The organism is Pseudomonas sp. NPDC089569, from assembly GCF_050280625.1.
Taxonomy (GTDB): domain Bacteria; phylum Pseudomonadota; class Gammaproteobacteria; order Pseudomonadales; family Pseudomonadaceae; genus Aquipseudomonas.
In genome coordinates this window covers 21,753-44,053 of record NZ_JBNNVQ010000001.1, presented here as the reverse complement: position 1 = coordinate 44,053, position 22,301 = coordinate 21,753, and the positions used below count along the sequence as shown (strand labels likewise).

The 22,301-nt window shown below is 58.3% G+C and carries 23 protein-coding genes and 1 pseudogene; 13 read left to right on the top strand and 11 right to left on the bottom strand.

What is annotated here, in order from left to right; translation table 11 throughout:
* Positions 1-298: 298 nt before the first annotated feature.
* Positions 299-1,234 (bottom strand): hypothetical protein, encoded by a 936-nt coding sequence (locus tag ACQKP2_RS00220; protein ID WP_427573362.1) that lies wholly within the window; start codon positions 1,232-1,234, stop codon positions 299-301.
* A 536-nt stretch (positions 1,235-1,770) separates the two neighbouring features.
* Between ACQKP2_RS00220 and ACQKP2_RS00215 the strand changes: the two genes are divergently transcribed.
* Positions 1,771-2,406 (top strand): hypothetical protein, encoded by a 636-nt coding sequence (locus tag ACQKP2_RS00215; RefSeq protein ID WP_427573359.1) that lies wholly within the window; start codon positions 1,771-1,773, stop codon positions 2,404-2,406.
* 35 nt (positions 2,407-2,441) lie between these two features.
* On the opposite strand, the gene ACQKP2_RS00210 is transcribed toward ACQKP2_RS00215, so the two are convergent.
* Together ACQKP2_RS00210 and ACQKP2_RS00205 are read right to left on the bottom strand one after the other, a co-directional pair.
* Entirely contained in the window at positions 2,442-2,987 is a 546-nt protein-coding gene (locus ACQKP2_RS00210; protein ID WP_427573357.1) for a hypothetical protein, read from the bottom strand.
* Between the two features lie 206 nt (positions 2,988-3,193).
* A complete protein-coding gene (locus tag ACQKP2_RS00205; protein ID WP_427573354.1) occupies positions 3,194-4,192 on the bottom strand; it encodes a zinc-dependent alcohol dehydrogenase family protein in 999 nt (332 codons plus the stop codon).
* 124 nt (positions 4,193-4,316) lie between these two features.
* Here ACQKP2_RS00205 and ACQKP2_RS00200 point away from each other — a divergent pair, with 124 nt between their 5' ends.
* The 4 genes from ACQKP2_RS00200 (at position 4,317) to ACQKP2_RS00185 (ending at position 8,350) form a co-directional block, all read left to right on the top strand.
* Positions 4,317-4,712 carry a winged helix-turn-helix transcriptional regulator gene (locus tag ACQKP2_RS00200; RefSeq protein ID WP_427573351.1) on the top strand — a complete coding sequence of 132 codons (396 nt, stop codon included), beginning with the start codon at positions 4,317-4,319 and terminating at the stop codon, positions 4,710-4,712.
* A gap of 300 nt (positions 4,713-5,012) precedes the next feature.
* Positions 5,013-6,638 carry a flavin-containing monooxygenase gene (locus ACQKP2_RS00195; protein WP_427573348.1) on the top strand — a complete coding sequence of 542 codons (1,626 nt, stop codon included), beginning with the start codon at positions 5,013-5,015 and terminating at the stop codon, positions 6,636-6,638.
* 5 nt (positions 6,639-6,643) lie between these two features.
* On the top strand, positions 6,644-7,570 hold the full coding sequence (locus ACQKP2_RS00190; RefSeq protein WP_427573345.1) for an alpha/beta hydrolase: 927 nt from the start codon (positions 6,644-6,646) through the stop codon (positions 7,568-7,570).
* 33 nt (positions 7,571-7,603) lie between these two features.
* Complete coding sequence (locus ACQKP2_RS00185) at positions 7,604-8,350, top strand: SDR family NAD(P)-dependent oxidoreductase (RefSeq protein WP_427573343.1); 747 nt, start codon at positions 7,604-7,606, stop codon at positions 8,348-8,350.
* Between the two features lie 6 nt (positions 8,351-8,356).
* On the opposite strand, the gene ACQKP2_RS00180 is transcribed toward ACQKP2_RS00185, so the two are convergent.
* From ACQKP2_RS00180 to ACQKP2_RS00170, 3 genes are all read right to left on the bottom strand, one after another.
* Positions 8,357-9,310: a LysR family transcriptional regulator gene (locus tag ACQKP2_RS00180; protein ID WP_427573341.1), complete on the bottom strand. Its 954-nt coding sequence runs from the start codon at positions 9,308-9,310 to the stop codon at positions 8,357-8,359.
* A 181-nt stretch (positions 9,311-9,491) separates the two neighbouring features.
* Positions 9,492-10,295 carry an enoyl-CoA hydratase/isomerase family protein gene (locus ACQKP2_RS00175; protein WP_427573339.1) on the bottom strand — a complete coding sequence of 268 codons (804 nt, stop codon included), beginning with the start codon at positions 10,293-10,295 and terminating at the stop codon, positions 9,492-9,494.
* A gap of 31 nt (positions 10,296-10,326) precedes the next feature.
* Positions 10,327-11,298, bottom strand: a complete 972-nt coding sequence (locus ACQKP2_RS00170) for an NAD(P)H-dependent flavin oxidoreductase (RefSeq protein ID WP_427573336.1) — start codon at positions 11,296-11,298, stop codon at positions 10,327-10,329.
* Positions 11,299-11,650: 352 nt separating this feature from the next.
* Between ACQKP2_RS00170 and ACQKP2_RS00165 the strand changes: the two genes are divergently transcribed.
* Together ACQKP2_RS00165 and ACQKP2_RS00160 are read left to right on the top strand one after the other, a co-directional pair.
* On the top strand, positions 11,651-12,439 hold the full coding sequence (locus tag ACQKP2_RS00165; protein WP_427573333.1) for a hypothetical protein: 789 nt from the start codon (positions 11,651-11,653) through the stop codon (positions 12,437-12,439).
* 68 nt (positions 12,440-12,507) lie between these two features.
* Positions 12,508-12,921, top strand: coding sequence for a VOC family protein (locus tag ACQKP2_RS00160; RefSeq protein WP_427573331.1), 414 nt, complete (start codon positions 12,508-12,510; stop codon positions 12,919-12,921).
* A 1-nt stretch (position 12,922) separates the two neighbouring features.
* Here ACQKP2_RS00160 and ACQKP2_RS00155 read toward each other — a convergent pair whose 3' ends face one another.
* Entirely contained in the window at positions 12,923-13,858 is a 936-nt protein-coding gene (locus ACQKP2_RS00155) for a LysR family transcriptional regulator (protein ID WP_427573328.1), read from the bottom strand.
* A 273-nt stretch (positions 13,859-14,131) separates the two neighbouring features.
* Complete coding sequence (locus tag ACQKP2_RS00150; protein ID WP_427573325.1) at positions 14,132-14,710, bottom strand: DMT family transporter; 579 nt, start codon at positions 14,708-14,710, stop codon at positions 14,132-14,134.
* A 560-nt stretch (positions 14,711-15,270) separates the two neighbouring features.
* On the opposite strand from ACQKP2_RS00150, the gene ACQKP2_RS00145 reads away from it, so the two are divergent.
* Together ACQKP2_RS00145 and ACQKP2_RS00140 are read left to right on the top strand one after the other, a co-directional pair.
* Positions 15,271-15,624: a DUF6124 family protein gene (locus tag ACQKP2_RS00145; RefSeq protein ID WP_427573323.1), complete on the top strand. Its 354-nt coding sequence runs from the start codon at positions 15,271-15,273 to the stop codon at positions 15,622-15,624.
* 132 nt (positions 15,625-15,756) lie between these two features.
* The gene (locus ACQKP2_RS00140; RefSeq protein ID WP_427573320.1) at positions 15,757-16,680 is read left to right on the top strand and encodes an alkaline phosphatase family protein; all 924 of its coding nucleotides are present in this window, start codon (positions 15,757-15,759) and stop codon (positions 16,678-16,680) included.
* A gap of 97 nt (positions 16,681-16,777) precedes the next feature.
* Here ACQKP2_RS00140 and ACQKP2_RS00135 read toward each other — a convergent pair whose 3' ends face one another.
* Entirely contained in the window at positions 16,778-17,911 is a 1,134-nt protein-coding gene (locus tag ACQKP2_RS00135) for an alanine--glyoxylate aminotransferase family protein (RefSeq protein ID WP_427573318.1), read from the bottom strand.
* 133 nt (positions 17,912-18,044) lie between these two features.
* On the opposite strand from ACQKP2_RS00135, the pseudogene ACQKP2_RS00130 reads away from it, so the two are divergent.
* Positions 18,045-18,176, top strand: a pseudogene (locus tag ACQKP2_RS00130) (DUF6124 family protein); the annotation flags it as partial.
* Positions 18,177-18,213: 37 nt separating this feature from the next.
* Here ACQKP2_RS00130 and ACQKP2_RS00125 read toward each other — a convergent pair.
* A complete protein-coding gene (locus ACQKP2_RS00125; protein WP_427573315.1) occupies positions 18,214-19,170 on the bottom strand; it encodes a GlxA family transcriptional regulator in 957 nt (318 codons plus the stop codon).
* 115 nt (positions 19,171-19,285) lie between these two features.
* On the opposite strand from ACQKP2_RS00125, the gene ACQKP2_RS00120 reads away from it, so the two are divergent.
* Both ACQKP2_RS00120 and ACQKP2_RS00115 read left to right on the top strand, forming a co-directional pair.
* Complete coding sequence (locus ACQKP2_RS00120) at positions 19,286-20,287, top strand: SLAC1 anion channel family protein (RefSeq protein ID WP_427573313.1); 1,002 nt, start codon at positions 19,286-19,288, stop codon at positions 20,285-20,287.
* Positions 20,288-20,352: 65 nt separating this feature from the next.
* The gene (locus ACQKP2_RS00115) at positions 20,353-20,679 is read left to right on the top strand and encodes a DMT family transporter (protein ID WP_427573310.1); all 327 of its coding nucleotides are present in this window, start codon (positions 20,353-20,355) and stop codon (positions 20,677-20,679) included.
* 198 nt (positions 20,680-20,877) lie between these two features.
* On the opposite strand, the gene ACQKP2_RS00110 is transcribed toward ACQKP2_RS00115, so the two are convergent.
* Positions 20,878-21,642 (bottom strand): tetratricopeptide repeat protein, encoded by a 765-nt coding sequence (locus tag ACQKP2_RS00110; RefSeq protein WP_427573307.1) that lies wholly within the window; start codon positions 21,640-21,642, stop codon positions 20,878-20,880.
* Positions 21,643-21,900: 258 nt separating this feature from the next.
* Between ACQKP2_RS00110 and ACQKP2_RS00105 the strand changes: the two genes are divergently transcribed.
* Positions 21,901-22,296: a hypothetical protein gene (locus ACQKP2_RS00105; RefSeq protein ID WP_427573304.1), complete on the top strand. Its 396-nt coding sequence runs from the start codon at positions 21,901-21,903 to the stop codon at positions 22,294-22,296.
* Positions 22,297-22,301: the final 5 nt, after the last annotated feature.

Sequence of the window (22,301 nt, the reverse complement as noted above, 5' to 3'; positions counted from 1 at the left end):
GCATTTTTTCAAGTGGGGTGGGACTTGTCTGATAGCGGTTTGCAGAACCGGGGGAGGGGGGATGTTCTGTGTGGTTGCGAGTGATGAATGCCGAGTCGATTCAGTTGCAGCGCCGGGCCGACTTTTGCCCTTCACGGCAGGCTGAAATTGGCCAGGAGCGGCCATGGATTAGTTGCTGAATTCTCTAATGCGCCAAAAACATGTCGTTGTTTCGACCTACTTAATTCCGTGTTTTGTCCGACCCATGCAAACCTAGAACCCCGCCTTTTTAAGTCGGCGGGGTTTATCGCTTAGTACGCTATTCGCATTCAATCCGCCCAAAGCCATCACAGCCTGGATCTCTACAAGTTTGGTGATTAGAAATAATGGCAGTCTCTCCGATGTCCAATTCGGGCATGAAGTGTGCGGCGTGGCGGTGACCTTGCAGAATGCAGAATGCATCCGCAGCGGGTTGACCGCATTCACTGGCCCAGCTCCTGCAAAGATCAAGACGCTTGTTCAGTCCTGCTCCAATATCAATGCGCGGTGTCTCATAAATCGCATGCGATGTCATCACGGGCAGGGTGGTCTGTATTTTTTTATTTCCCGTATTGGTGGTTCCTAATGGTGGCTTCGTATGAGGTAGTTGCGTGTATACATCAAGTTTACTTGGGTAATAAAGGCTAACTTTTTTAAGAACAAACTCCCCTGGATCAATCTGGCTATCAATGCCGCCGGGATATCGGATCACCAGCTTCAGTTTTGAATGATCATAAAACTTGAGCGGTACATCGCCAAAATCAAACGCTTTACCTTCCGAATCGGCAAGGAAGTCTCCTTTCAGCCCGAGTTCTACCTTATTCCCATCGGGCAAGATGATCCTCAGCAGAGTAGGTCCGCCAGGGCTAGTGCGGAAATGCAATTCCAAACGCGTGGCATTGCGTTCGGCCACTTTGGCAGTAGGTGGATTGAGCTCTCCGACCAACGTCACATCCGAAAAGGCTTTACCCTTGACTCGTCGACCATCGGGGACATCGTCGATCGCCGCCTTGCCGGATATCGCCGTGAACGCGGAACCGGGTGTATCTATCCGCATAGTCCTCGGCGCAGCGGCGTTTGGAGACGCTAAGCAGATCGCTGCCAAAAGGAGGATCAGAAATTGAGTGAAAGGATTCCGAGTCATCTTTTCTTCTCCTATAAAGCGTTCAAAGAACGCGACATGGAGTAGCCACCGGATTGTCAGTTTCTGGATCAAGTTCGACACCCTTACAGGTCGCAGGGATATCGTACTGTCGTCATTGTCTACTGCTCGGGAGTTAGTAGCGATTCTTGTAGAGTTGTGTTCGCTGATTTTTTTAAAATTCGTTTTGAATGTTAAGTTTATCAATTAACGATGATTGAATTATATCTATTTGAAGTTTGTAAGATTCTGAAAGGTTACAAACCTGCTAGTCGTACAACTTCCTGCTTACTTCAGAGCGAAGGGGGCTGTGAAAAAGGAGACAAAACGTATTTTCTTTGAAGTAAGTCCGTCCTCTTTGCCGTCTGGCTGACCGTTCGATTCTGGTGGCGGCGGCTCGGGCGAATGTCCGCTCCTGACCATTTCTGTCTGTCACAACCGGTAGAAAAACGACCTACAGCAAACGATCAGGCCATGAGAATGAATCAACCTTTTTCCTGATTTTCAGTGATTTATTTCGGGTATGGCCTTTTGCAATCATCGTGCACTCTCTAGAATCCGCCCAGCACTCCGGCCATGGAGGCGCTATGCCATCAATTAAGGGAGCCATCATGCAAATTGGAAAAATTCTGGGGTTGGCCCTGGTGCTAGGGCTGAGCGGTTGTGCCAGCTTCACCAAGGATGAAGTGGCTCCGGTGAATTTGCCGTCGATGTCGAGCTATTCGAACAAGCCGAATGTGTATGTCGATTTCGATTTCTACCAAGGCGCTCCAAAAAGCGCTTCAGCCGTTGAAGTGCCGCAAGCTCGCGACATGCTCAAGCCTGAACTTCAAAAAGTGCTGAACGATTCCGGGCTCTTTGGTCGCGTCACGCTGGATGAATTCCAGAAGCAGCCTGGCGACTACAACCTGCGCCTGAAGGTTTACAACCACCCGCCGGGGGGTGGTCAGATGGTCATGGCCTTTATCAGCGGGCTCACGATGACCCTCATTCCTGCGATGGCCACTGATCAATACACCATGAGTCTCGAAGCGCTGGACCAGCAAGGGTTGGCAATCAGCAATACCAGTAACCATGACTCGATCAATACCTGGATGGGGATCTGGTTTGTGCCTTTGATGGGTAATACCCCGAAGGCGGCGATCAACGATACCTTCAGCCGCCAGGTCAATGCGTTGCTCAAGCAAATGGTCGAGAGCAAGAGCCTGAAATACTCGGCACTCGATACCGGCGTGTCACGCATCTGAAAAAAAGAGCCGCAATTGCGGCTCTTTTTTTACCCTCATTTCAGGGCTTGTATGAACTGCGGGTCGCTGTACAAGGTTTTCAGCAAATCACGCACCATCGGGTTGTAGGCGTTGGCGGCGTTCGGGATCGCAATGGCTCCGAAAAAACTGCTGTCCCACTGGCGGCTCACGTCCTTGGTTGCGTCGTAAACCACTTCATTGCCCTTGAGCAAAGTGAAGCGGGCAGCGAGCTCGCCAGTACCGGTACCCATGCCTGCAGTCAGCTCATTCTTGACCAGCAATACATCCAGGTGCCGCTGGGCCTGCGGATCCAGCAGGCCTGCGCGGCGCAGTTCTTCGTTGATGGCCTCCTGAATATGCAGAGGGATGCTGCCGCTCGGCGAACTGATCGGATTAGCCCGGACACTCAGCGAGCCCTGGCCAGAGTCCGCCTTCACTTGTGCATTGCTGATCGATTGCAGTGCTGGGGTTTGCTTGAGCTGCTGGACGTTCTCGTAACTGGGTTCATAACGCGTCATGGTTACACCACAACCTTGCAGCAACAGGGCGAGTAGCGGGACGAGCAGGAGGGACTTTTTCACAGCATTTCCTTGCATGAGTGTTAGGGGCGAGATTATTGCAGAAATGGCACTTGGCCATCACTCATGTTTCTTTTTTTGCTGAGAAACGGTGCAAATCTGTTTTGCCTTCTTGAGCCCGGGTGGTCGCTCCTGGCCGATTGCTGCCTGCCGCCGCCCTTGCTCAATGATGGGGTCACTGCGACCGGGACAATTGCGAAGCGACCCACTCAGGCCACGTCAATCACAACCTTGCCCAGGGCGCTACCCTGTTCAACGGCATCGTGGGCCTGTCGGGCCTCATTCAGAGTGAAGTGCCGAGGGTCCACCAGCGGCTTGACCTTGCCTTGTTCGATCAGTCGGGTTGCCTCGGTCAGGATGTCACGATGATGAGCGCGGCCATTGCCGGTCAGCATCGGCAGCAGCACAAAAATGCCGGACAGCGTTGCGCCGCGAAGCGAGCCCGTGGCCAGGTTGTGGGTGCCAAATGCTGCGCAGCTTGCGATATGACCGTAGTGGCGAACAGCAGCAAAGGAATCGTCCAGACTTTGCCCGCCCACGGTGTCGTAGATGACATCGAAACCTTCATCGTTCGTGTATTGCTTCACATACTGCTCGACCGACACATTGCGGTAGTCAATGGCCGTGGCACCGTACCCTTCGACGATAGAACGCTTGTTGTTGGAAACGGTTGCGTAAACATCGGCACCCAAGGCGCGTGCAATCTGCACGGCGATATGGCCGACACCTCCTGCGCCCCCATGCACCAGCACTTTTTGACCGGCCTTGACCTGGGCGCAATCCACCAGACCTTCCCACGCCGTGAGGAAAACCAGAGGAATGGCCGCCGCTTCCCGCAAGCTCAGGTTTTTCGGCTTGAGCGCCAGCAGATCGGTATCGACCGCCACGTACTCGGCCAGGGATCCTTGCAAGCCGCGCACACCACCGACCAGGCCATACACTTCATCGCCCACCGACAGGTGCTTGACGTTGGCGCCGACGGCTTCGACCACGCCGGCCATGTCGGTGCCCAGGACTGCCGGCAGTTCCGGCATGGCATAGGGGGCTTTGCCGGTGCGAATCTTGTAGTCGATAGGGTTCACGCCACTGGCGATGATACGAACCAGCACCTGATTGGCTGCAGGCTCAGGACGCACGATTTGCGCTTCACGAAAGGAGTTGTTCGCGTAGTCGTCGAGCATCAATGCACGGAACGTTGGCTGACTCATCACAGGGCCTCACTGCTATTTGATTGAATAAAGTGCAATATTGGAAGCAAGGGTCTTGATTGTCGATTAGGTACTTTTTCGTCACGTAGGCACTTTTTTGTAACCCAGTTACTTCGGAGTAACCATGAGCTCGTTGATTGTCGAGGAAGGCTGTCCACCCCGGCGCATTCACAAATTGCTGACACCCAAATGGACCTCCATGGTGCTCTACATCCTGCACCATGGCCCGCTTCGCACCGGGCAATTGCAGCGCAGCATGCCCGGAGTGTCGAAGAAAATGCTTACGCAAACCTTGCGCGAGCTGGAGGGCGACGGGCTGGTCCATCGCGAGGTGTTTCAGGTCGTACCGCCCATGGTCGAATATTCGCTGACTGCGCTGGGCGAGCGCTTTGTTCAACCGTTGTTGGCCTTGTACGACTGGGCGGAAGACAACGCCGCCTTGCTGGATGAACTGGAGTTCAATCGGGAACAGGCGAACCAGCAGGAGGCACGCTCGGGCGTCGCGGATGAACCCGACTAAAAACACCTGCGGTGAGTCGACAAGCCCGCGCGGCCAAAACCGCCCCTTCAATTGAAACGGCCATTGCCGCGCAAAGCGCGGCGTTAACCGCAATGATATGAGCCCAAGGAATAGCGCGGATAAATTTGAATTAGACACCCGCCCCGTATAAGTGAAAAGTTACAGGCGTTGCTCCTCACCATTCTCAAAATAACTGACGAACTTCCTGGTTTCGATTGCCTGGATGACTTGATTCACGCTGCTCTCGAATGAGAGTTGCGCCATGTTGTTCGTCTATTTTTCCAATAAGAGAATTTTTCAATGTTTTGTGAAAAGTATGACGCCGTTGTAATCGGGGCCGGATTTTCCGGGCTGTATATGCTCTATCGTCTTCGCCAGGCCGGCCTGTCAACGCAGGTGTACGAGGCCGGCGGTGATGTTGGCGGAGTCTGGTACTGGAACCGTTATCCAGGCGCCAAGTGTGATATCGAAAGTATCTATTACAATTATACGTTTTCCGAAGAGCTATATCGGGAGTGGACCTGGACATCCCGTTATCCGGATCAACCCTCCATTCTTCGTTATATCAATCATGTCGCGGACAAGTTCGATCTGCGCCGCGATATCCAGTTCAATACCCGGGTGCTCAGTGCGCAATGGGATGAAACGCAAGCGCGTTGGCTGATCACGACCGATGACGGTCGCAACGTATCGGCCAAGTACTTCATTTCCGGTATGGGCTGCTTGTCCGCCTCCAATACGCCTGACTTCAAGGGACTGGAGCGCTTCCAGGGGCAGCAGTTCCACACGGGTACCTGGCCGCACGAGCCGGTTGACTTCACTGGGTTGCGAGTCGGCGTGATCGGTACCGGCTCAAGCGGGGTTCAAGCGATCCCGGTGATCGCCGAGCAGGCCGGTCACCTGCATGTGTTCCAGCGCACGCCGCAATACACCACGCCGGCGGTCAACCATGCCTATCACCCCGACTACCTGAATCAGGTACGGGACAATCTTGCCCAGGTGCGGGCGCAGATGCAGCGCTCCACACTTGGATTCCCTCGATCCGTGCCGCAGCACTCGGCGTTGCAGGTGTCAGCGCAGGAACGCGAGGCGACCTATGAAGCCAATTGGCAGCGCGGTGGCTGGATGACGGGCTGTTTCAATGATCTGGTCACCAACCCGGCGGCGAATGAAACGGTCGGCGAGTTCATTCGCGGCAAGATCGGCCAGATCGTTCGTGATCCTGACGTCGCCCGCAAGTTGATGCCCAGCTACTACTACTACGGCGGCAAGCGACCGGTACTGGATACCCACTACTTCGAAACCTACAACCGCGACAACGTCACCCTGGTCGACGTGAAAAGCGCGCCGATCGTTGAAATCACTGAGCGAGGCCTGCGTACCCGTGAACAGGAGTACGAGCTTGACGCGTTGGTGTTTGCCACGGGCTACGACGCCATCACCGGCCCGCTGTTGCGTATCGATATTCGCGGGCGGGGCGGTGTCAGCCTGAAAGAGAAATGGGGCGAGGGCGGCGATATCCAGACCTATCTCGGGCTCGCCACGGCAGGCTTCCCGAATTTCTTCACCATCACCGGGCCGCAAAGCCCCTCGGTGCTGACCAACATGGTGCTGTCGATTGAGCAGCATGTGGACTGGATCTCGGACTGCCTGGCGTTCATGCAGGCCGGTGGTTTCAATGTGGTGGAGGCCTCCAGCCAGGCCGAGCAGGACTGGTCGCGCCGCTGCAAGGCGGTGGCCGACCTGACGCTGATGCCGCGCGTGGAATCCTGGTACACCGGAGCGAACGTGGAGGGCAAGCCGAAGGGCTTCCCGATTTTCGTCGGCGGTGCCAACACCTATCGCGAGATCTGCGACAAGGTGGCCGAAGAGGGTTACGAAGGTTTCACCTTCGCCACCGTCACTGTCGCGACAATGGAGGTTTGAGTCCCATGGCACTCGACCCCAAGGCTCGCTACGTACTGGACCTGATGGCTGCGGCCAACCGGCCGCCGCTGCATACCTTGTCACCGCAGGCGGCGCGGGTTGCGCTGGACCTGAGCGCGCTGGCCGGGCCCGCGCACACCGTGGCCCGCGTGGAGGCACGCAACATTCCCGGCGCCAGCGCAGACCTGCCGGCCCGTTTCTACATCCCGGACGTCGAGGGACCGCTGGGCGTGCTGGTGTATTTCCATGGCGGTGGCTGGGTGGTGGGCGACCTCGATGCCGTTGATGTGCCTTGTCGGCACCTGGCCAATCGAGCCCGTTGCCTGGTGGTTTCGGTGGACTACCGTCTTGCGCCTGAGCATCGATTTCCTTGCGCAGTGCAGGACGCCTATGCCGCGGTGCGCTGGGTGCACGGGCAGGCCGCCAACTTGAATGTCGACCCGACGCGCATCGCAGTGGGCGGCGACAGCGCCGGCGGCAACCTGGCGGCCGTGGTGGCGCTGATGGCGCGCGAGCGCGGTGAATTTTCCCTGTGTCACCAACTGCTGTTCTACCCGGTGACCGACCATGACTTCGACACCGGCTCCTATCGGGACAACGCCGAAGGCTACTTCCTGAGCCGCGAAACGATGATGTGGTTCTGGGACCAGTACGCCGATCCGCAGCAGCGTTGTCACCCCCATGCCTCGCCGTTGCGCGCAGAAAATCTCACCGGCTTGCCGCCTGCATTGGTGATCACGGCGCAGTACGACCCGCTTCGTGACGAAGGCGAAGCCTATGCCAGGCGTCTTGCGGCGGCCGGAGTGCCGGTGACGCTCAGCCGTTACGACGGAATGATCCACGGTTTTTGCTGGATGCCTGGCGTGCTCGAACAGGGCGGTCGTGCCCTGGACGAAGCGGCGCAAGCCCTGGCGGCGGCCTTCTACCCATAGCGCTGGCTGAATCATTCAACAGGAGAAACCCATATGAGACTTGACGGTAAGGTGGCCATTGTCACCGGTGGCGCCAGTGGCATCGGCGAGGCGACTGTCCGACGGTTCGTCGCCGAAGGCGCGCGCGTGGTGGTGGCCGACAGGACGGAGCAAGGCGCGGCGCTGGTCGAAGAACTCAACGGGGCAGGGCATCAATGCCTGTTTCAGCGAGTCGACGTGACGCAGGAAGCGGACATGCGCGCCTTGATCGAGGCGACGGTAAAGTCATTCGCGCAGCTGGACATCATGGTCGCCAACGCCGGTATCGGCGACCTGTCGGTGCCTTCCGAGAAGGTCACTTTGGAAAACTGGCGACGGATGATCGACATCAACCTGACAGGGGTGTTCCTGAGCAACCAGTACGCGATTGCCCGGATGCTGGAGCAGGGCACAGGCGGTGCGCTGGTCAACACGGCCTCGATCATGGGCTTTATCGGTCGCCCCGGCGTAGCGGCCTATAACGCGGCGAAGGGCGGTGTGGTCAACCTGACTCGTGCGCTGGGCGTGGAGTACGCGGCCCGGGGGATCCGGGTGAATGCCGTGTGTCCCGGTTTCGTTGAAACGCCGTTGCTTGCCGCCGCCCCCGAGGCCCAGCGCAACGCGCTCGCCAGCCTGCACCCTGTGGGGCGTCTGGCGCAGCCGCAGGAGGTGGCCAACGCCATTCTGTTTCTTGCCAGTGACGAAGCTTCCTTCGTGGTCGGTGCCAATCTGCTGGTGGATGGTGGATACACCGCGCAATAAGCCTTGTCAGCGGTCAGCGAAAAGCATCGCCTCGTGAGTCGAGACCCGACTTTCGTTGTCGCTGCGCGTCCCTTCAGGACCGTGCGCATCCTGCAATGCGCCAATCATCGCCAATGCACTGGGCTTGGGTTCCCATTGGCCTCGAATGGCACTGCAGATGCGCAAGGGCGGTATCAGGTCGAAACCGGACAACGGCGCGAAATGTGCCCGAAAATAATCGGTTTGCATGAACGAGCTGTCCACCAGGCCGATCGCGTTGGTGCTCTTCACGATTTGGCAGGCCAGGGAAAAGTTCTCGACCCTGTGCAACCAGTCGGAGCGTTCGACGCCGTAGATGGCGGCCAGGCGGTGGGTGGCGGATTCGTGCCAGATGGACAATGGCAGCACCATGTCGAAGGAGGCGATGTCGCTGTCGCTCAGGGTCGACAGCCCGAGCAGTGGGTGTTCCTGCCTGACGAACGCGCTACCGGTCAGGGTGGTGATGTGCTCGCACTGGAACTGCGCGTGGCTCGACAGCGCTGCCTCGAAACCGATGGCGAGGTCGATGTCGCCCCGTTCGAGCAGTTCCATGCCTTTGTCGGTGGCGCCCGCCTGGATGTGCAGCTTGATGCGCGGATGGCGCTTGAGCAGAAGGTCGATCGGGGCGGCCAGCAACCATTCGAGCATGGCCGGGTAGACGCCGATACGCAGGTTACCTTCATAGCGCGACACCGGCCGGGTGTTGCCGAACAGCTCGGCAGTGTCCGCGAGCAGCCGTGCCGCGCGTTCGAGGAAGACGCTGCCTTGCTCGGTGGGGATCGCCCCCCGGGAGGTGCGCTGGAACAGCGGGAAGCCGATCTGTCGCTCCAGGTCGGCGACGCTCTTGGTGACGGCAGACTGTGTAACGCCGATGACATCCGCTGCCTTGGAGAAGGAGCGAAACTTGCCGACCGCTACGGCATGTTTCAGACGTGGATCCATGAAGTCCCCTGGCTCTGCGAATTCTTGAGCGAGCGATTATATCAATCTTCGCGGTGGCGACCTGTTGCTGACACCACTCGGTTCATTCCCCTCGTGAATCGGACGCGTCTGCTGGCAGGCACTGCGTCCGCGTCGATCGTCAGCACACAGACATCCTGCCCGGTACGGGTCGCGCCTGGCCTCACTCACGGCCTGGGAATGCCGGCTCGCGTTTTTCGAAGAACGCCGTCAGACCTTCGTCCATGGTCGGAAGGTCAAGTAGTTCGCTCTGGCGTTGCGCCTCGTACTCCAACTGCTCATGCAGGTCATTGCGTTGCGCCGCGGCGAACGCCGCACGGGCTTCGATCACGCCATGGGCTGGCAGGCGAGCCAGCTTCTGCGCCAGGCGCATGGCCTCATCCTGCAGTGAAGCGTCATCGACACACGCGTGGATCAATCCCCACTGGGCGGCTTTTTCCGCAGACAGGCGCTCGTCCATAAGGGTCAGCGCCAGGGCCCGACTGCTGCCAATGCGGCGCTGCAGGAACCAGCTGGCACCGAGGTCTGGCACCAGCCCGAGTTTTGGCGTGAATGGCAGGTAGAAGTAGGCCGAGCGTGCCGCGACGATAAGGTCGCCACTCAGCGCCAGGCCTACGGCGCCCCCGACGACCGGGCCGTTGAGGGCGACCACCACCGGTACGGGCAGTTGTTGCATTTCGGCGATCATCCGATTGCCGCGGCTGCGCATCCCTTCAGCGACAACCTGGCCGCGGCTACCGTCCGATGAGCTGATCGAGCTCTGGCTCAGATCGGCGCCGGAGCTGAACAATCGTCCATTGGCGGTCAATACCAGCGCCCGCACGGTTTTGTCATTGGAAACCCTCGCCAGGGCGTCGCGTATCTCGGCCCCCAGGACAGGGCTGAGCGCATTGAGCGTGTGTGGCTCGTTCAGGGTGATGACGGCGACAGCCCCTTCACGGCTGTAGAGAATCGACTGGTAGTCCATGGGCGTGTCCGCTTTTTGTTATTGAATGAGTTCAGACGAAGGCGCCCAGCGATCTATCCAGCGCTGCGCGGCAGTCAGCCACGATGCGTTCGACCAGCTCGGCGCAAGTGGGCAGATCATCGATCAGGCCGATGACCTGGCTGGCGCAGATCAGCCCGGCGTCAGTCTCGCCGGAAAGCATTGCGGCGCGGCCGCGGTTACCCGATAGCAAGTCTTTGAGGTCTTCGTAAGTAGCTCCGCCGGGACGCCTTTCGAGGTCGACAATTTCCTGGGAGATTGCATTGGTGAAGAAGCGCGCAGTGTGCTTGAGTGTGCGCTTGATCAGCGTGGTTTCCCGTTCGGAAGCCAAGAGCAGGCGCTGCTTCACGTTCTCGTGGATCGCCGACTCCTTACTCAGCATGAAGCGCGTGCCCATGTTCACCCCGTCGGCGCCCAGCACCAGCGCGGCGGCCAGAGCGCGACCATCGGCAATGCCGCCGGAAGCGATCACCGGCACCTTCACCGAGCGCAGTACGGCAGGCAGCAGGACCAGTAGCGCAATGTCGTCTTCACCGGGATGGCCGGCGGCCTCGAAACCATCGATGGAAATAACATCGGCCCCGTAACGCTCCGCTGACAATGCATGGCGCACTGACGTGCATTTATGGATGACCTTGATGCCATGCTCCTTCAGCCGGCCGATCACCGGGGCCGGGTTGTTACCGGCGGTTTCAACAACCTGCACGTCGCTGTCGATGATCGCATCGACCCAGCCACTGTAGTCCATGCCCTTGACTGCGACGGACAGGGTCAGGTTGACGCCGAACGGTTTGTCGGTGAGCTCGCGAGTACGGGCGATTTCGGCGCGCAAGTCATCCGGGGTAGGCAACGTGCGCGCGGTCACCATGCCGAAGGCGCCGGCATTGGAAACCGCAGCGGCCAATTCGGCGCGACCTACCCACTGCATGCCACCTTCGACTATGGGGTACTGAACGCCCAGCAATTCGGTGATTCGGGTCTTCATCATGAGTCTCTGTCGGAAGTGGTTGCCGAAGGCCCGGCCTGACCATCAGGTGGCAAATATGTACGGACAGAGCAAGCGTGCCGACAGCCACTGCGTTAGCCGCCACCTGAGTCAGGTGGGTAGAAATCGGTGTGGAAGAAGAGGGGGAAAAGGGGACGGAATTATTTTATTTGCTCTGATTTAGTCAGTTCGACTTTCACCAGGCACCCAGCCCAACGATTCGAATCATGAGCTGTAGACGAACATTATTCGCCCGGCGAATCAGGCTCGTGACTATTGACGATTTCACAAGCCACTTCCATTACGCGAACCTGATGACGAACCAAGTTAATCATCGTCAGAGGGTTTGAATATGAAAGGTAAAGATATCCTGGCCTCCGCCACGCTCGCCGCTTCACTTGTAACCTCCGCAGGCGCAATGGCAGGTGACGTCGTTTCCTTGAAGTTCAGCGATGGCCGCCCAGACGCCGTCGGTGTGAATCAGGTGAACGCAGCGCTGAAAGAAATCGGCGTGCACGTCGTGACGGTAGACGCGCCGAAATCTGCCACTCCGATTCTGGCTGCCTCCTATGAGCGAGCGCTGACCGAAGAGGAAAAGCGAAGCTTGATCAAGGACTTTGGACTCAGCATTGCGCAGTTGCTCGACTACGTAAAAATGGCCGGTCGGAAACCGGCTGTAGCTGATGGAGGCGTGTACACCGAGGAAACAGGAACCGGCCCCTATCCCAAGGTGTACGACATGAAGGCCCTGGACAAGCCGACTCATAGGTCTGTACTTGAGAAGTACGCCCGCATGCACGTCAACTCCGCCGACGATGGCACCGACGTCGATGAAGTCATGACGGCCGTTTCCGGTGGCCCTTTCCGCTGGGCGTTCACCATGAAGGATGGCTCGACCGTTCGCTTCCAGATTGAAAGGCTGAACCTGGGTGACAAAGCGGTTCGTGTCAGCTACCACGGCTTGGGCATGCACGCAGGCATCATGGACCCTGAACAGGGCCTGATCGTAGCTTACGGCCATGGCCCGAAAGCGTTCACCATGCGCTATGAGGCTGATGTACCTCACGCGAATCTGCTGGGCACAAATCCCTGGATGGATTTCAAAGGCGAAATGCCTCAGGTACTGGACAAAGCTCAGTAACCGTCCAAGACATGCAGATAACAGATCAGTAGGAGCCGCCTGGGCCCTTATTGGGTAGAGGAGACCCTATGATTCCTTTCCAATTGAAGCATCTGGATCACGTCGTCTTGCGTGTTCAAGACATGGATCGCAGCCTGGCCTTCTACACCGAGACGCTCGGTTGCGAAGTGAAAAAGCGTCGTCATGACTTGGGCATGATCCACTTGCGTGCGGGAACCTCGATGATCGACCTGGTGGATGTTGCCGGCCCCCTGGGGCAACAAGCCGGAGGCCCCGCAGATCCACAGCATCGTAACGTTGACCATTTCTGCCTGCGGATCACACCGTTTAACGAGGCAGACATTCTTTCCCACTTGCACAGCCAAGGCGTACGAGCCGACAAGGCGTTGAAGCGATATGGTGCAGAGGGTGATGGCCCGTCGATCTACTGCTTTGACCCCGACGGTAACCAGGTGGAGCTCAAAGGGCCGCCTGAAGCATGAATCAGTGAGCCACGTCCGTCCCTGCATCAACCACGATTGGCGGGTAGGCTTCGACAAAGCACTGTCGAAGCCACCCCAGGGCAGGGTCACCCGCTTTCCTCGCATGCCAGGCTTGCTGGTAGGCGATTTTTGGCAACGCCAAGGGCGGTTCAAAGCATCGAAGGGTCGCAAACCGCTCCATGCCTCCAAGCGCTTTCTCGGCAATCGTGAGTATGAGATCAGTGCCTTCGATCAATTCCACTGCTGCAGTCCAATGAGGAAGGGCGAGCACAATATGTCTGCGCAGTCCCATGGCGCTGAGTGTCCTTTCGATCTCATCGTTTGCATCTGGCCGTAATGCCAACATCACATGCGGTCGATGCAACCACTCCTCAAGCGACAGCATCCCATCCGCCGGCAAGGCAGATTGATCCGCCACACTGACGAACCGATCAGGGAATAGATCTTCAACCAGGATGTCTACCGCTGGTTCTGGAAATATCCCCAATGCCAGATCCAATTCACCATCGACCAGTTGGGCCTGCATCGTCTCTCGGCTGGCCTGGCTCACAGCCAGTTCGATGCCAGGTGCTTGCGCCCTGACCCTGCGAACAACCGATGGGAACACAGTTTTCGCGGCGTAATCGGACAGTGATAAGCGGAGCCTGGCTCTCGCTGTTGCAGGATCAAAGTCAGCTTCGGCGAGCAGGCTGTTGAGCCCCATCAACGACGACTCCAAGGGGCCCATAAGGCTTTGCGCTTTAGCGGTCAGCGCCATATAGCCATCACGTCGAATAAGCAGCTTATCGTTGAAGTGAACACGCAGTTGGGCCAGCGAGTGACTGACTGCCGGCTGACTTTTATGCAGTCGCACCGCCGCTCGGGTTACGTGTCGCTCTGTCAGCAGTGCGTGCAAGGTCAACAGCAGGTTCAGGTCAATTCGACGAAGCTCATCCATAGTGCTTTCCATTAAGGCGTGGTAGCTGGCTCGGGTCTGATCCGTAACGCCGAACCCTTGAGGTACATCTGCGACAGTGGTCCAAGGCCATCGAAGGAAGCGATGGGGCGGGGAGCAGGGAGCGCTTGCAGAGTATTGGCCACACGATATCGAGAATAGCCGAATGGGACCATCGGGCTGGAGTATGGACGGCGGTCTTCGGATAGATCAGGTGGGAGAGCCGAAAGGGGCTGGCTATGTGGGACAACAATCAAACCAATGTCGAGCCTTGGTCTACCTGACCTTTGTCTCGGCTGTTGGACTCTTGAACGCCACGCCGATGTTGACCGGTGCCTTGTTTGAGCCTGCTTGAACCACAAACAGTCCGAAGAGAATGATCAGCACTCCTGTGACTCGAACCAGATTGATTGGCTTGGCAGTCAGGCCGAGCAGGCCAAAGTGATCGAAAAGCATTGCTGCGATGACCTGCCCGACCATCACGAACAGGATGTAGTTCGAAGCACCGAGCCTTGGAGGGAGGAAGGTAGCCATCGCGACATAGAAGGCCCCGCTGAATCCACCGATCCAAAGCCACCAGGGCCCCTGCAACGCGCCGACGATGTTCGGCTGTGGGACGCGAAGAACGGTAATGGTCGCTATCAGCACAACCGAGCTGACGATCAGTGAGGTTAGCGCCGCCCAGAGTGGATGCCCAAGCTCACGACCCAAGGCGCCATTGCTGGAAGCCTGGAGAGGAATCAGGGCGCCGGCTAATAGAGCCAAGCCCATTGGAACACTGGCGAGAATCGATATTTTCCCAAACATGACCGTAACCTCGGGTGTCTCGGTGTCGATGGGGAAAGACTGATTCATTCTTGATTTGAATGGAAATTACATATTCATACATTGAAAATTCGCAACATGAATAATGCTGTCAGGGGCGGGTTGGTGTCATTGAATAAGGAATGCGTTATGTAGAGATGCAGTGGTGAGGCCGGTGCCACAGGTCGAAAGCAATATGTCTGGTTTGTTCGAGGTTTCACTGCCTGGAGGACGTGACAGCACGCTTCTTAAACACCGTTGCAGCGCGCATGTTTAAACGCCCGCAGACTTACTTCCCGAAAGCTACAAATCCTTGCGTCGCTGCCTACGGGTACGCCAGAATCCGCCGGCTTGTGCGCCTTGGACCCCGTCGGTAACTTGATTCGCGTCACTGATTGTCAGTGATCGGGTTTAGTCGCCCGGGGTATCACGAAGCGTATTTGCCTCCATACAGTCAGGTCATTTCATGCCTGCACTTCATGGTAGTTGTGCGCAGGGCGCCTTCGGGCGCGCCGGTTTCGTGACTCCCCCGGTCGACTAACCTGCGTACAGCTGCCACCACTCGTTTAGTCGCGAGTCGATGACAGCTCCACTTTTATGGAGCACGAATTATGTTCAAGGTCACACCCAACCCGCCTGACCCCGCATCCCCCTACGAACCCGACTCGAAAAAACTCAACGAAGCCGCCGAACGTGCCCTCGATTTTCATTTCCCCTCGACGGCCGACATCAAGGCCACGCCCCACACCCCCAGCACGCTGTTTTCCGTAAACCCGGAGGCCACGACCGAGAGCCTGATGGTGTATCTGGTCGAGACACTGGCCTCGGTGGACGTGATGGTCCATCAGTTGGTGGATCATCTGGACGGTGGGTCGCGCAATGCGTTGTTGGGCATTTCCAACAGTGTGATGCTGGCGGAGATCACGGCCAATCGTGTGCTGGATCAGATCGATCCGCCACAATAGGTAAAAGAGCAGGGCGGCATTGCGCCGCCCTTGTGGGTTGGATCATTGAGACTGTCCCGGTTTCGCTGCCTTGATCATTTGCCGGGACTTCGATGAATCCCATTCCTTTATTTCGTGGGTGATATTTTACAGATGCTATTCAACACTCGGTCTTTCACGCTGTGCTCGGGGCTAAAGCTGTTGGTCGTGCTGTGCGCGACAAGCCTGTTCGGCTGTTCACGCAGCGACGAGGCAGGGCAATGCAATGCCGCGCCGCAAGCGCCCTTGCGGCAGGTCGTCATCATCGGTATCGACGGCCTGCGTGCCGACGCGGTCAGCCCGGCATTGACCCCGTTCCTGTTCCAGTTGGCTGAGTCTCATGGGGTGGCTTGGGGGAAAGTGGATGTCAGCAACGGTCGAACGCAACAGACTTATTCCGCACCCGGCTGGATCAGTGTGCTGACCGCAAGTTGGGCGAGCGCACATGGCATTGTTGATAACAACAGCAAAGGTCCAGTCAAGGTCGAAACCGTGTTTGAGCGCCTTCATGACGCCAAGGCCGATAGTCGCAGCGTTCTGATGACCTCCTGGCGGCCGCTGTATGACCTGGTCCAGGGGCGTTTGCGGGCTTTGCCGCAGATACACCATGCAGCGTATTTGCGTCAGGACGATGCAGCGGTCGAGCAGGAAGTATTGACCACCTGGCGAGCATGCCAGCCAGATCTGGCCTTCATTCATTTGGATGCTGTCGATGACGCGGGCCATGACGCTGCTTTCGACCCGTCTGATCCGCGCTACGCTGGCGCCGTGCGAGAAACAGACTCGCGCATTCGTCGTCTTTGGGAAAAGGCCTTCGGGGCACCCTCGGCCGATGGTGCAACGCCTCAGCGTCTGGTCATTTTTGCAAGCGATCATGGCGGTGTCGGCAATCGTCACGGCCGCTATTCAGATGCCGAGCGCTGGGCGCCGCTGCTGGCAATTTCGCCGCCCGGTTACCCTGCGGTGAACATCGGCAGCCTGGTTGATATCGGTCAGGCTTCGCTGGACTTCGTGACCGAAAAGCGGGACACCCATTAGCCGGTCTCAAATCAAGGCTGATGGGTGTCGCTTTTGTTCTTCGGGATACCTTCCAGCCATTCACACGTTCGGTCTGTACCGTGGGCCAGATGAGGTCTTAGTCAACCATCATCTCGTTCAGTGTCTGCTCAAGAATGCTGACCGTGCGCTCGATATTGTGCAGTTTTTCGAGGCCGAACAGACCGATGCGGAAGGTCTGGAAGTCGGCCGGCTCGTCGCACTGCAACGGCACTCCGGCGGCGATCTGCAGGCCGTGGTCGGCAAATTTCCTGCCGTTCTTGATGTCGGCATCATCGGTGTAGCTCACCACGACGCCAGGGGCCTGAAAGCCGGCTGCGGCCACGCTTTTGATCCCTTTGCCGGTCAGCATGGCGCGCACCCGATCGCCCAGAGCCTGTTGGTCTTCGCGGATCTTGTCGAAACCGTAGGCTTGCGTCTCCTTCATCACTTCGTTGAACCGCGCGAGGGAATCGCTGGGCATGGTCGCGTGGTAGGCATGTCCGCCCTGTTCGTAGGCCTGCATGATCTGCAGCCACTTTTTCAGGTCGCAGGCGAAGCTGCTGCTTTGCGTCTGCTCGATGCGTTCCAGGGCCAGGGAACTGAGCATCACCAGGGCGCAGCAAGGGGAGGCGCTCCAGCCTTTCTGCGGTGCGCTGATCAGCAGGTCGACAGCGCATTTGTGCATATCAACCCAAATCGTGCCCGAGGCGATGCAGTCCAGCACGAACAGGCCACCCACCGCATGCACGGCGTCGCCGACGGCCCGCAGGTAGTCGTCGGGCAGGATAATCCCTGATGAGGTTTCAACGTGTGGGGCGAAGACAATCTGCGGCTTCTGCGCCTTGATGGCGGCCAGTACTTCCTCCAGAGGGGCTGGGGCGTAGGCAGCCTGGCGACCGGTGTCGACCGGTCGGGCCTTGAGCACCGTAGTGGCCGCCGGGATGTTGCCCATCTCAAGGATCTGGCTCCAGCGATAACTGAACCAACCGTTGCGTATCACCAGGCATTGCCGGTCGGTGGCAAACTGCCGCGCCACCGCTTCCATGCCGAACGTACCGCTGCCCGGGACCACCGCGACGGCCTGGGCGTTGTAGACCTGTTTCAGGGTCATGGAAATGTTCTTCATCACACCTTGAAACGACTGCGACATGTGGTTGAGCGAGCGGTCGGTGTAGACCACTGAGTACTCGACCAGCCCCTCAGGATCGATACCGGGATATAGCTTCGACATAGTGTGACTCCTTTGGCAGAGATGTCAGTGGTATCGACCCTGCACCAAGCCTTGGTAAATGACAAGATTGCTCGGGATTGAATGGCGACTTCTTTCGGGTGGCTGGCATCACCTGTGGGCGATGATCGAAAGCCTGATGGTCCATCAATGGGTGGATCACCTGGACGGTGGGTCGCGCAATGCGTTGTTGGGCATTTCCAACAGCGTGATGCTGGCGGAGATCACGGCCAATCGGGTGCTGGATCAGATCGATCCGCCGGAATAGGTGATGCACAAGGGCGGCATGGCGCCGCCCTTGTGCATCACACCGATGAAAAGCGCTTTCGATAATCACTCGGACCCACCCCAAGACGCCGCATGAAGGCTCTCCTGAACCCGTCCGTGTTGGCATAGCCGACCAAGTCGGCCAGGCGTTTGAGCGATACGTCCGAGTCTTCGATCAGCCGTCTGGCCGCATCGATGCGCGCCAGTTCCACGAATTCGGCCGGGGTCGAACCGGCCTCGGTCTTGAAGGTACGGGCGAAGTTGCGCTCGCTCATGCCAGCGCGGGCGGCCAGGACAGGTACGCTCAAGTCGGCCTTGAGGTGCTCTACAACGTAGTCCTGTACCTCTCGGATTACGCTGCGTTCGGCGGTCTGTGCCGCCAATTGTGCGCTGAACTGCGATTGCCCACCGGGTCGCTTGAAGAACATCACCATCTCGCGGGCAACGCTGAGCGCAAGTTCCCGGCCGTGGTCTTCTTCGACCAGTGCCAATGCCAGGTCCATGCCGGCGGTCACGCCCGCCGAGGTGTAGATGTTGCCATCCTTGATAAAGATGCTGTCCTGATCGACGTGGGTTTGCGGATGCTCCTTGGCCAGTTTGGCGCTGGAATTCCAGTGAGTGGTCACGCGACGACCGTCCAGCAGGCCGGCGGCGGCCAGCAGAAAGGCACCGCTGCAGACCGAGCCGATGCGACGCACCGTTTTCGCCTGCCGGCACAGCCAATCCTGCAGCGCCGGGTCATGGGCAATTTCGTCGATGTGCGGGCTGCCGGCCACGAGCAGGGTGTCGATCTTTCCCTTGTAGGTTTCGAAGGTTTCGTCGATGCCCAGCCGCAGGCCGCTGGAGCCCTTGATCATGCCCTTGCTGGTACCGATGACTTCGACCCGATAGGCGCGTGGATTGCCCAGTTGTTTGGCTGCTTCGGCAAAGACGTCGGCCGGTCCGACGACGTCCAGCAGCTGCACACGGGGGAATGCCAGGAGGGTAATGCGCATGATGTCTGTCCTCGTCGAGCAATTGGCTGAATAGGTCGTTTCAAGACTATTTCAGCCAACGATTGTTTGGCTGAAAATAGCTCCAACAGCAAATTCAGTCAAACGGGAGACCGCCATGAACACTGCACTTACCCACGCCGTCGCTGCTGCTCAACCAGCAACCGCCAGCACGACGTCAATCAGGAACCTGCCCATCAATTTGTTCGGTTCAGTCATGGGGTTGGCCGGCCTGGGACTGGCCTGGCGCTTGAGTGCTCAGTACTTCGGCGTTGGCGGCATGTTGGGTGAAGCCATCGGCGCGCTGGCCGGCCTGGTGTTTGTGTTGCTGACATTGGGCTACCTGACCAAATGGGTAAAACACCCGGAGGCGGTAAAAGCAGAATTCAACCATCCGGTCGCGAGCAATTTTTTCGGTACCGTGACCATCGCATTGCTGTTGCTCTCCGCCGTCGCGGCGCCCCACAGCGAATGGCTTGGACAGGCGCTCTGGATAATTGGCAGCGCATTGACGGTTTGGCTGGCAGGCGTGGTGGTTTCCCGTCTGTTGTCGGGCGACCAGGCGTCGCTGAACGCCGTACCGGCCTGGCTGATTCCAGGTGTCGCCACCCTCGACATCGCGGTGACCGGAGCGCACATGCCGATGATCTGGGCGCCGGAGTTCAACCTGTTTGCTCTGGCCGTGGGAGCGGTGCTGGCGCTGGTGTTCTTCACCCGGATCTTTTCGCGACTGGTGCATGAGGCACCCCTGGCCAAAGGCATGGTGCCCTCGCTGATGGTCCTGATTGCACCCTTTGAAGTGGGCTTCCTGGCTTACACCAATGTGTTCGGCGAGATCGACCGGTTTGCCAGTGTGTTGTTTTACTTCGGCCTGTTCCTGTTCGTGGTGTTGAGCTTCAAGGTGTTCCGTCGCGATGTGCCTTTTGCCCCTTCGTGGTGGGCCATCAGCTTTCCCATCGCGGCCCTGAGCAATGCGGCACTCAAATATGCGCACGCCCAGAACAACACTCTGCTGATGGTCATCGCTGCTGTGATTCTGCTGTTCCTCACCGTGGCACTGACCGTGCTGCTGGTGAAAACACTGATCAGCCTGTTCAGCGGCAAACTGCTGGCCAACTGACTTTTTACCTCCCTTTGGCGAGCCTTCATCGGCTCGCTTTTTTTTGCCTGAACAGGTGCTATCCAATGACTTACAACACATCGTGGTTACTGCTGATCGTTGCCGGATTCCTGGAGATTTTCTTCGCGATCGGCTTGAAATCTGCAAACGGTTTGGAACGGCCCTGGCTGCTGCTCGGCACGGTCGTGGTGTTGGCCGGCAGCCTGGGCTTGCTGACGATGGCGTTGCGGGTGCTGCCCGTCGGCACCGCCTATGCCGTCTGGACCGGGATCGGCGCCGCCGGCACCGCCATCGTCGGGATGTACTGGATGGGGGACAGCGTATCGTTATGGAAGATTGTGTGGATTGGCTTGATCCTGGTGAGTGTCGCCGGGCTGCGTTGGGCAACCTGAGCAACCCTCTGGTTGGAACCTCGACCCGCCTGAAAAGCGAAAGGAGAAGGGCGGCATTGCGCCGCCCTCGAAAAACACTGAACTACGAAACGCCCGCTGAACGATTCAGCCAATCTGTTGCATCGGCCGGTTGAGACCTCAGCCGACCCCAGCCAGCCTTCACTGGCAAAGAGCGGCCAGAAGTGGACGCTCGGAAACTCAACCGCGCACCAGGTAGGCCCCCGAAGGAACCCGATATCGCAGCTTCTTGCATTTTCCGGATGCAGGTTGATGCCCTGGCGGACGATCTGGAAACCAGATTCGGCATTTACCCGGAGGTGGCATATGGCCGCGGGGAATTTCAAGCTCAGCGTACGCTCGCTCTGGCTGGGCATTCACCATTTGCACGTTTCCTTCGGCCCCGGGTCGGCCAGCCGTCGGTACATCCGAAAACCGATCTGCCCCTGAGCTGGCGAAGTTGCCAGCGTCACGCCCAGTGTCCGCAGAGGATGGCTGAACAACCGCCATCTGCGCTTCGCGGCGCCTTTGGGTCTGTTCTTCCAGCCCCTTCTGCACGGCAACCTGGTCCGCTTTGCCAATGGGAGGGGTACCCGAGGATTGGGCCTGCTGCGCCGCCTGGATCAATTGGAAGTTACGGTTGCGCAACTGGACGTTGCGACCAACCTTCATGTTCGAACGCGTCGCCAGGGTTTCAGCCTGCTGGTACTGCCCCTGCTGAAGACGCAACACACCGAGGTAATGCAGTGTCGCGGGATTGTTCGGCTGGATATGCAGGGCACGCTCCAGAGTGGCAGCGGCCTGGTCCAACTGGCCATTTTCATACTGCCGTGAGGCGGTTTCGATCAGTGTGGTTGACGCGCTATTACTTCGCGCGGGCGCACTTCGCTCGGCAGCAATCGGGCAAATCGACGCAACGCTGCAGAAAACCAGGATGAGGCCCGGCAGAAAACTCTTGGCTGGCATCGGGGGAGCGTACTCGACAGGACTCGGACGGCTCTGCCGAAGAGCAGACCACAGCGCTGCTCGGCAGGCCGCTATTGACCTGGCCAATACCCTGAAGTTCCTGCTGCAACGGTGACTATTTAAGCCATGGTTGCCTAGAACTTTTCCCTGTTTATCGGTCTATGTGGATAGCACATCCGCCAGGTAAGCATGCTCCCACAGGCTTCTCACAGCCAGACCGCCACACATCCAATTGTCCATCAGAGGTTGCCTTCGCTCATGAATTTCCATGTCCCACGGATGCTGCTCGTCGGTCTGTTCGCGTTCGCGGCAGTGAGCTCGGCATCAGCCACACAGATGAAAACCTCAACCCCTGTTTTTGCCTCTGAAGTCACAGCCGTTCAAGCACCTGTCCGAGCTGCCGACAACCCTTGGCCGACCCTGGCCAGTATGACCGGCAAGCCGCCAGGGCCGTTGCTCGCGCATGACGATCGATACTGGCATGACGGCCGTTGGCACGATCGTAGAGACGATTGGCGCCGGGATGAATGGCGCAGAGAGAATTGGCGTAGAGAGCAAGCCCGCCGAGAGGCTGAACGTCGTGATTGGGAGCGCCACCGGGATTGGGCCATGCGGCACCGATACGAGGACGATCACGGTCACTATCGTCGCTAGTGCGA

Excerpts from the sequence above, each read along its gene's own strand:
- ACQKP2_RS00215 (WP_427573359.1), top strand. The coding sequence starts at position 1,771 with ATGCAAATTGGAAAAATTCTGGGGTTGGCCCTGGTGCTAGGGCTGAGC.
- ACQKP2_RS00205 (WP_427573354.1), bottom strand. The coding sequence starts at position 4,192 with ATGAGTCAGCCAACGTTCCGTGCATTGATGCTCGACGACTACGCGAAC.
- ACQKP2_RS00200 (WP_427573351.1), top strand. The coding sequence starts at position 4,317 with ATGAGCTCGTTGATTGTCGAGGAAGGCTGTCCACCCCGGCGCATTCAC.
- ACQKP2_RS00195 (WP_427573348.1), top strand. The coding sequence starts at position 5,013 with ATGTTTTGTGAAAAGTATGACGCCGTTGTAATCGGGGCCGGATTTTCC.
- ACQKP2_RS00190 (WP_427573345.1), top strand. The coding sequence starts at position 6,644 with ATGGCACTCGACCCCAAGGCTCGCTACGTACTGGACCTGATGGCTGCG.
- ACQKP2_RS00185 (WP_427573343.1), top strand. The coding sequence starts at position 7,604 with ATGAGACTTGACGGTAAGGTGGCCATTGTCACCGGTGGCGCCAGTGGC.
- ACQKP2_RS00180 (WP_427573341.1), bottom strand. The coding sequence starts at position 9,310 with ATGGATCCACGTCTGAAACATGCCGTAGCGGTCGGCAAGTTTCGCTCC.
- ACQKP2_RS00175 (WP_427573339.1), bottom strand. The coding sequence starts at position 10,295 with ATGGACTACCAGTCGATTCTCTACAGCCGTGAAGGGGCTGTCGCCGTC.
- ACQKP2_RS00170 (WP_427573336.1), bottom strand. The coding sequence starts at position 11,298 with ATGAAGACCCGAATCACCGAATTGCTGGGCGTTCAGTACCCCATAGTC.
- ACQKP2_RS00165 (WP_427573333.1), top strand. The coding sequence starts at position 11,651 with ATGAAAGGTAAAGATATCCTGGCCTCCGCCACGCTCGCCGCTTCACTT.
- ACQKP2_RS00160 (WP_427573331.1), top strand. The coding sequence starts at position 12,508 with ATGATTCCTTTCCAATTGAAGCATCTGGATCACGTCGTCTTGCGTGTT.
- ACQKP2_RS00155 (WP_427573328.1), bottom strand. The coding sequence starts at position 13,858 with ATGGATGAGCTTCGTCGAATTGACCTGAACCTGCTGTTGACCTTGCAC.
- ACQKP2_RS00150 (WP_427573325.1), bottom strand. The coding sequence starts at position 14,710 with ATGAATCAGTCTTTCCCCATCGACACCGAGACACCCGAGGTTACGGTC.
- ACQKP2_RS00145 (WP_427573323.1), top strand. The coding sequence starts at position 15,271 with ATGTTCAAGGTCACACCCAACCCGCCTGACCCCGCATCCCCCTACGAA.
- ACQKP2_RS00140 (WP_427573320.1), top strand. The coding sequence starts at position 15,757 with ATGCTATTCAACACTCGGTCTTTCACGCTGTGCTCGGGGCTAAAGCTG.
- ACQKP2_RS00135 (WP_427573318.1), bottom strand. The coding sequence starts at position 17,911 with ATGTCGAAGCTATATCCCGGTATCGATCCTGAGGGGCTGGTCGAGTAC.
- ACQKP2_RS00125 (WP_427573315.1), bottom strand. The coding sequence starts at position 19,170 with ATGCGCATTACCCTCCTGGCATTCCCCCGTGTGCAGCTGCTGGACGTC.
- ACQKP2_RS00120 (WP_427573313.1), top strand. The coding sequence starts at position 19,286 with ATGAACACTGCACTTACCCACGCCGTCGCTGCTGCTCAACCAGCAACC.
- ACQKP2_RS00115 (WP_427573310.1), top strand. The coding sequence starts at position 20,353 with ATGACTTACAACACATCGTGGTTACTGCTGATCGTTGCCGGATTCCTG.
- ACQKP2_RS00110 (WP_427573307.1), bottom strand. The coding sequence starts at position 21,642 with ATGCCAGCCAAGAGTTTTCTGCCGGGCCTCATCCTGGTTTTCTGCAGC.
- ACQKP2_RS00105 (WP_427573304.1), top strand. The coding sequence starts at position 21,901 with ATGAATTTCCATGTCCCACGGATGCTGCTCGTCGGTCTGTTCGCGTTC.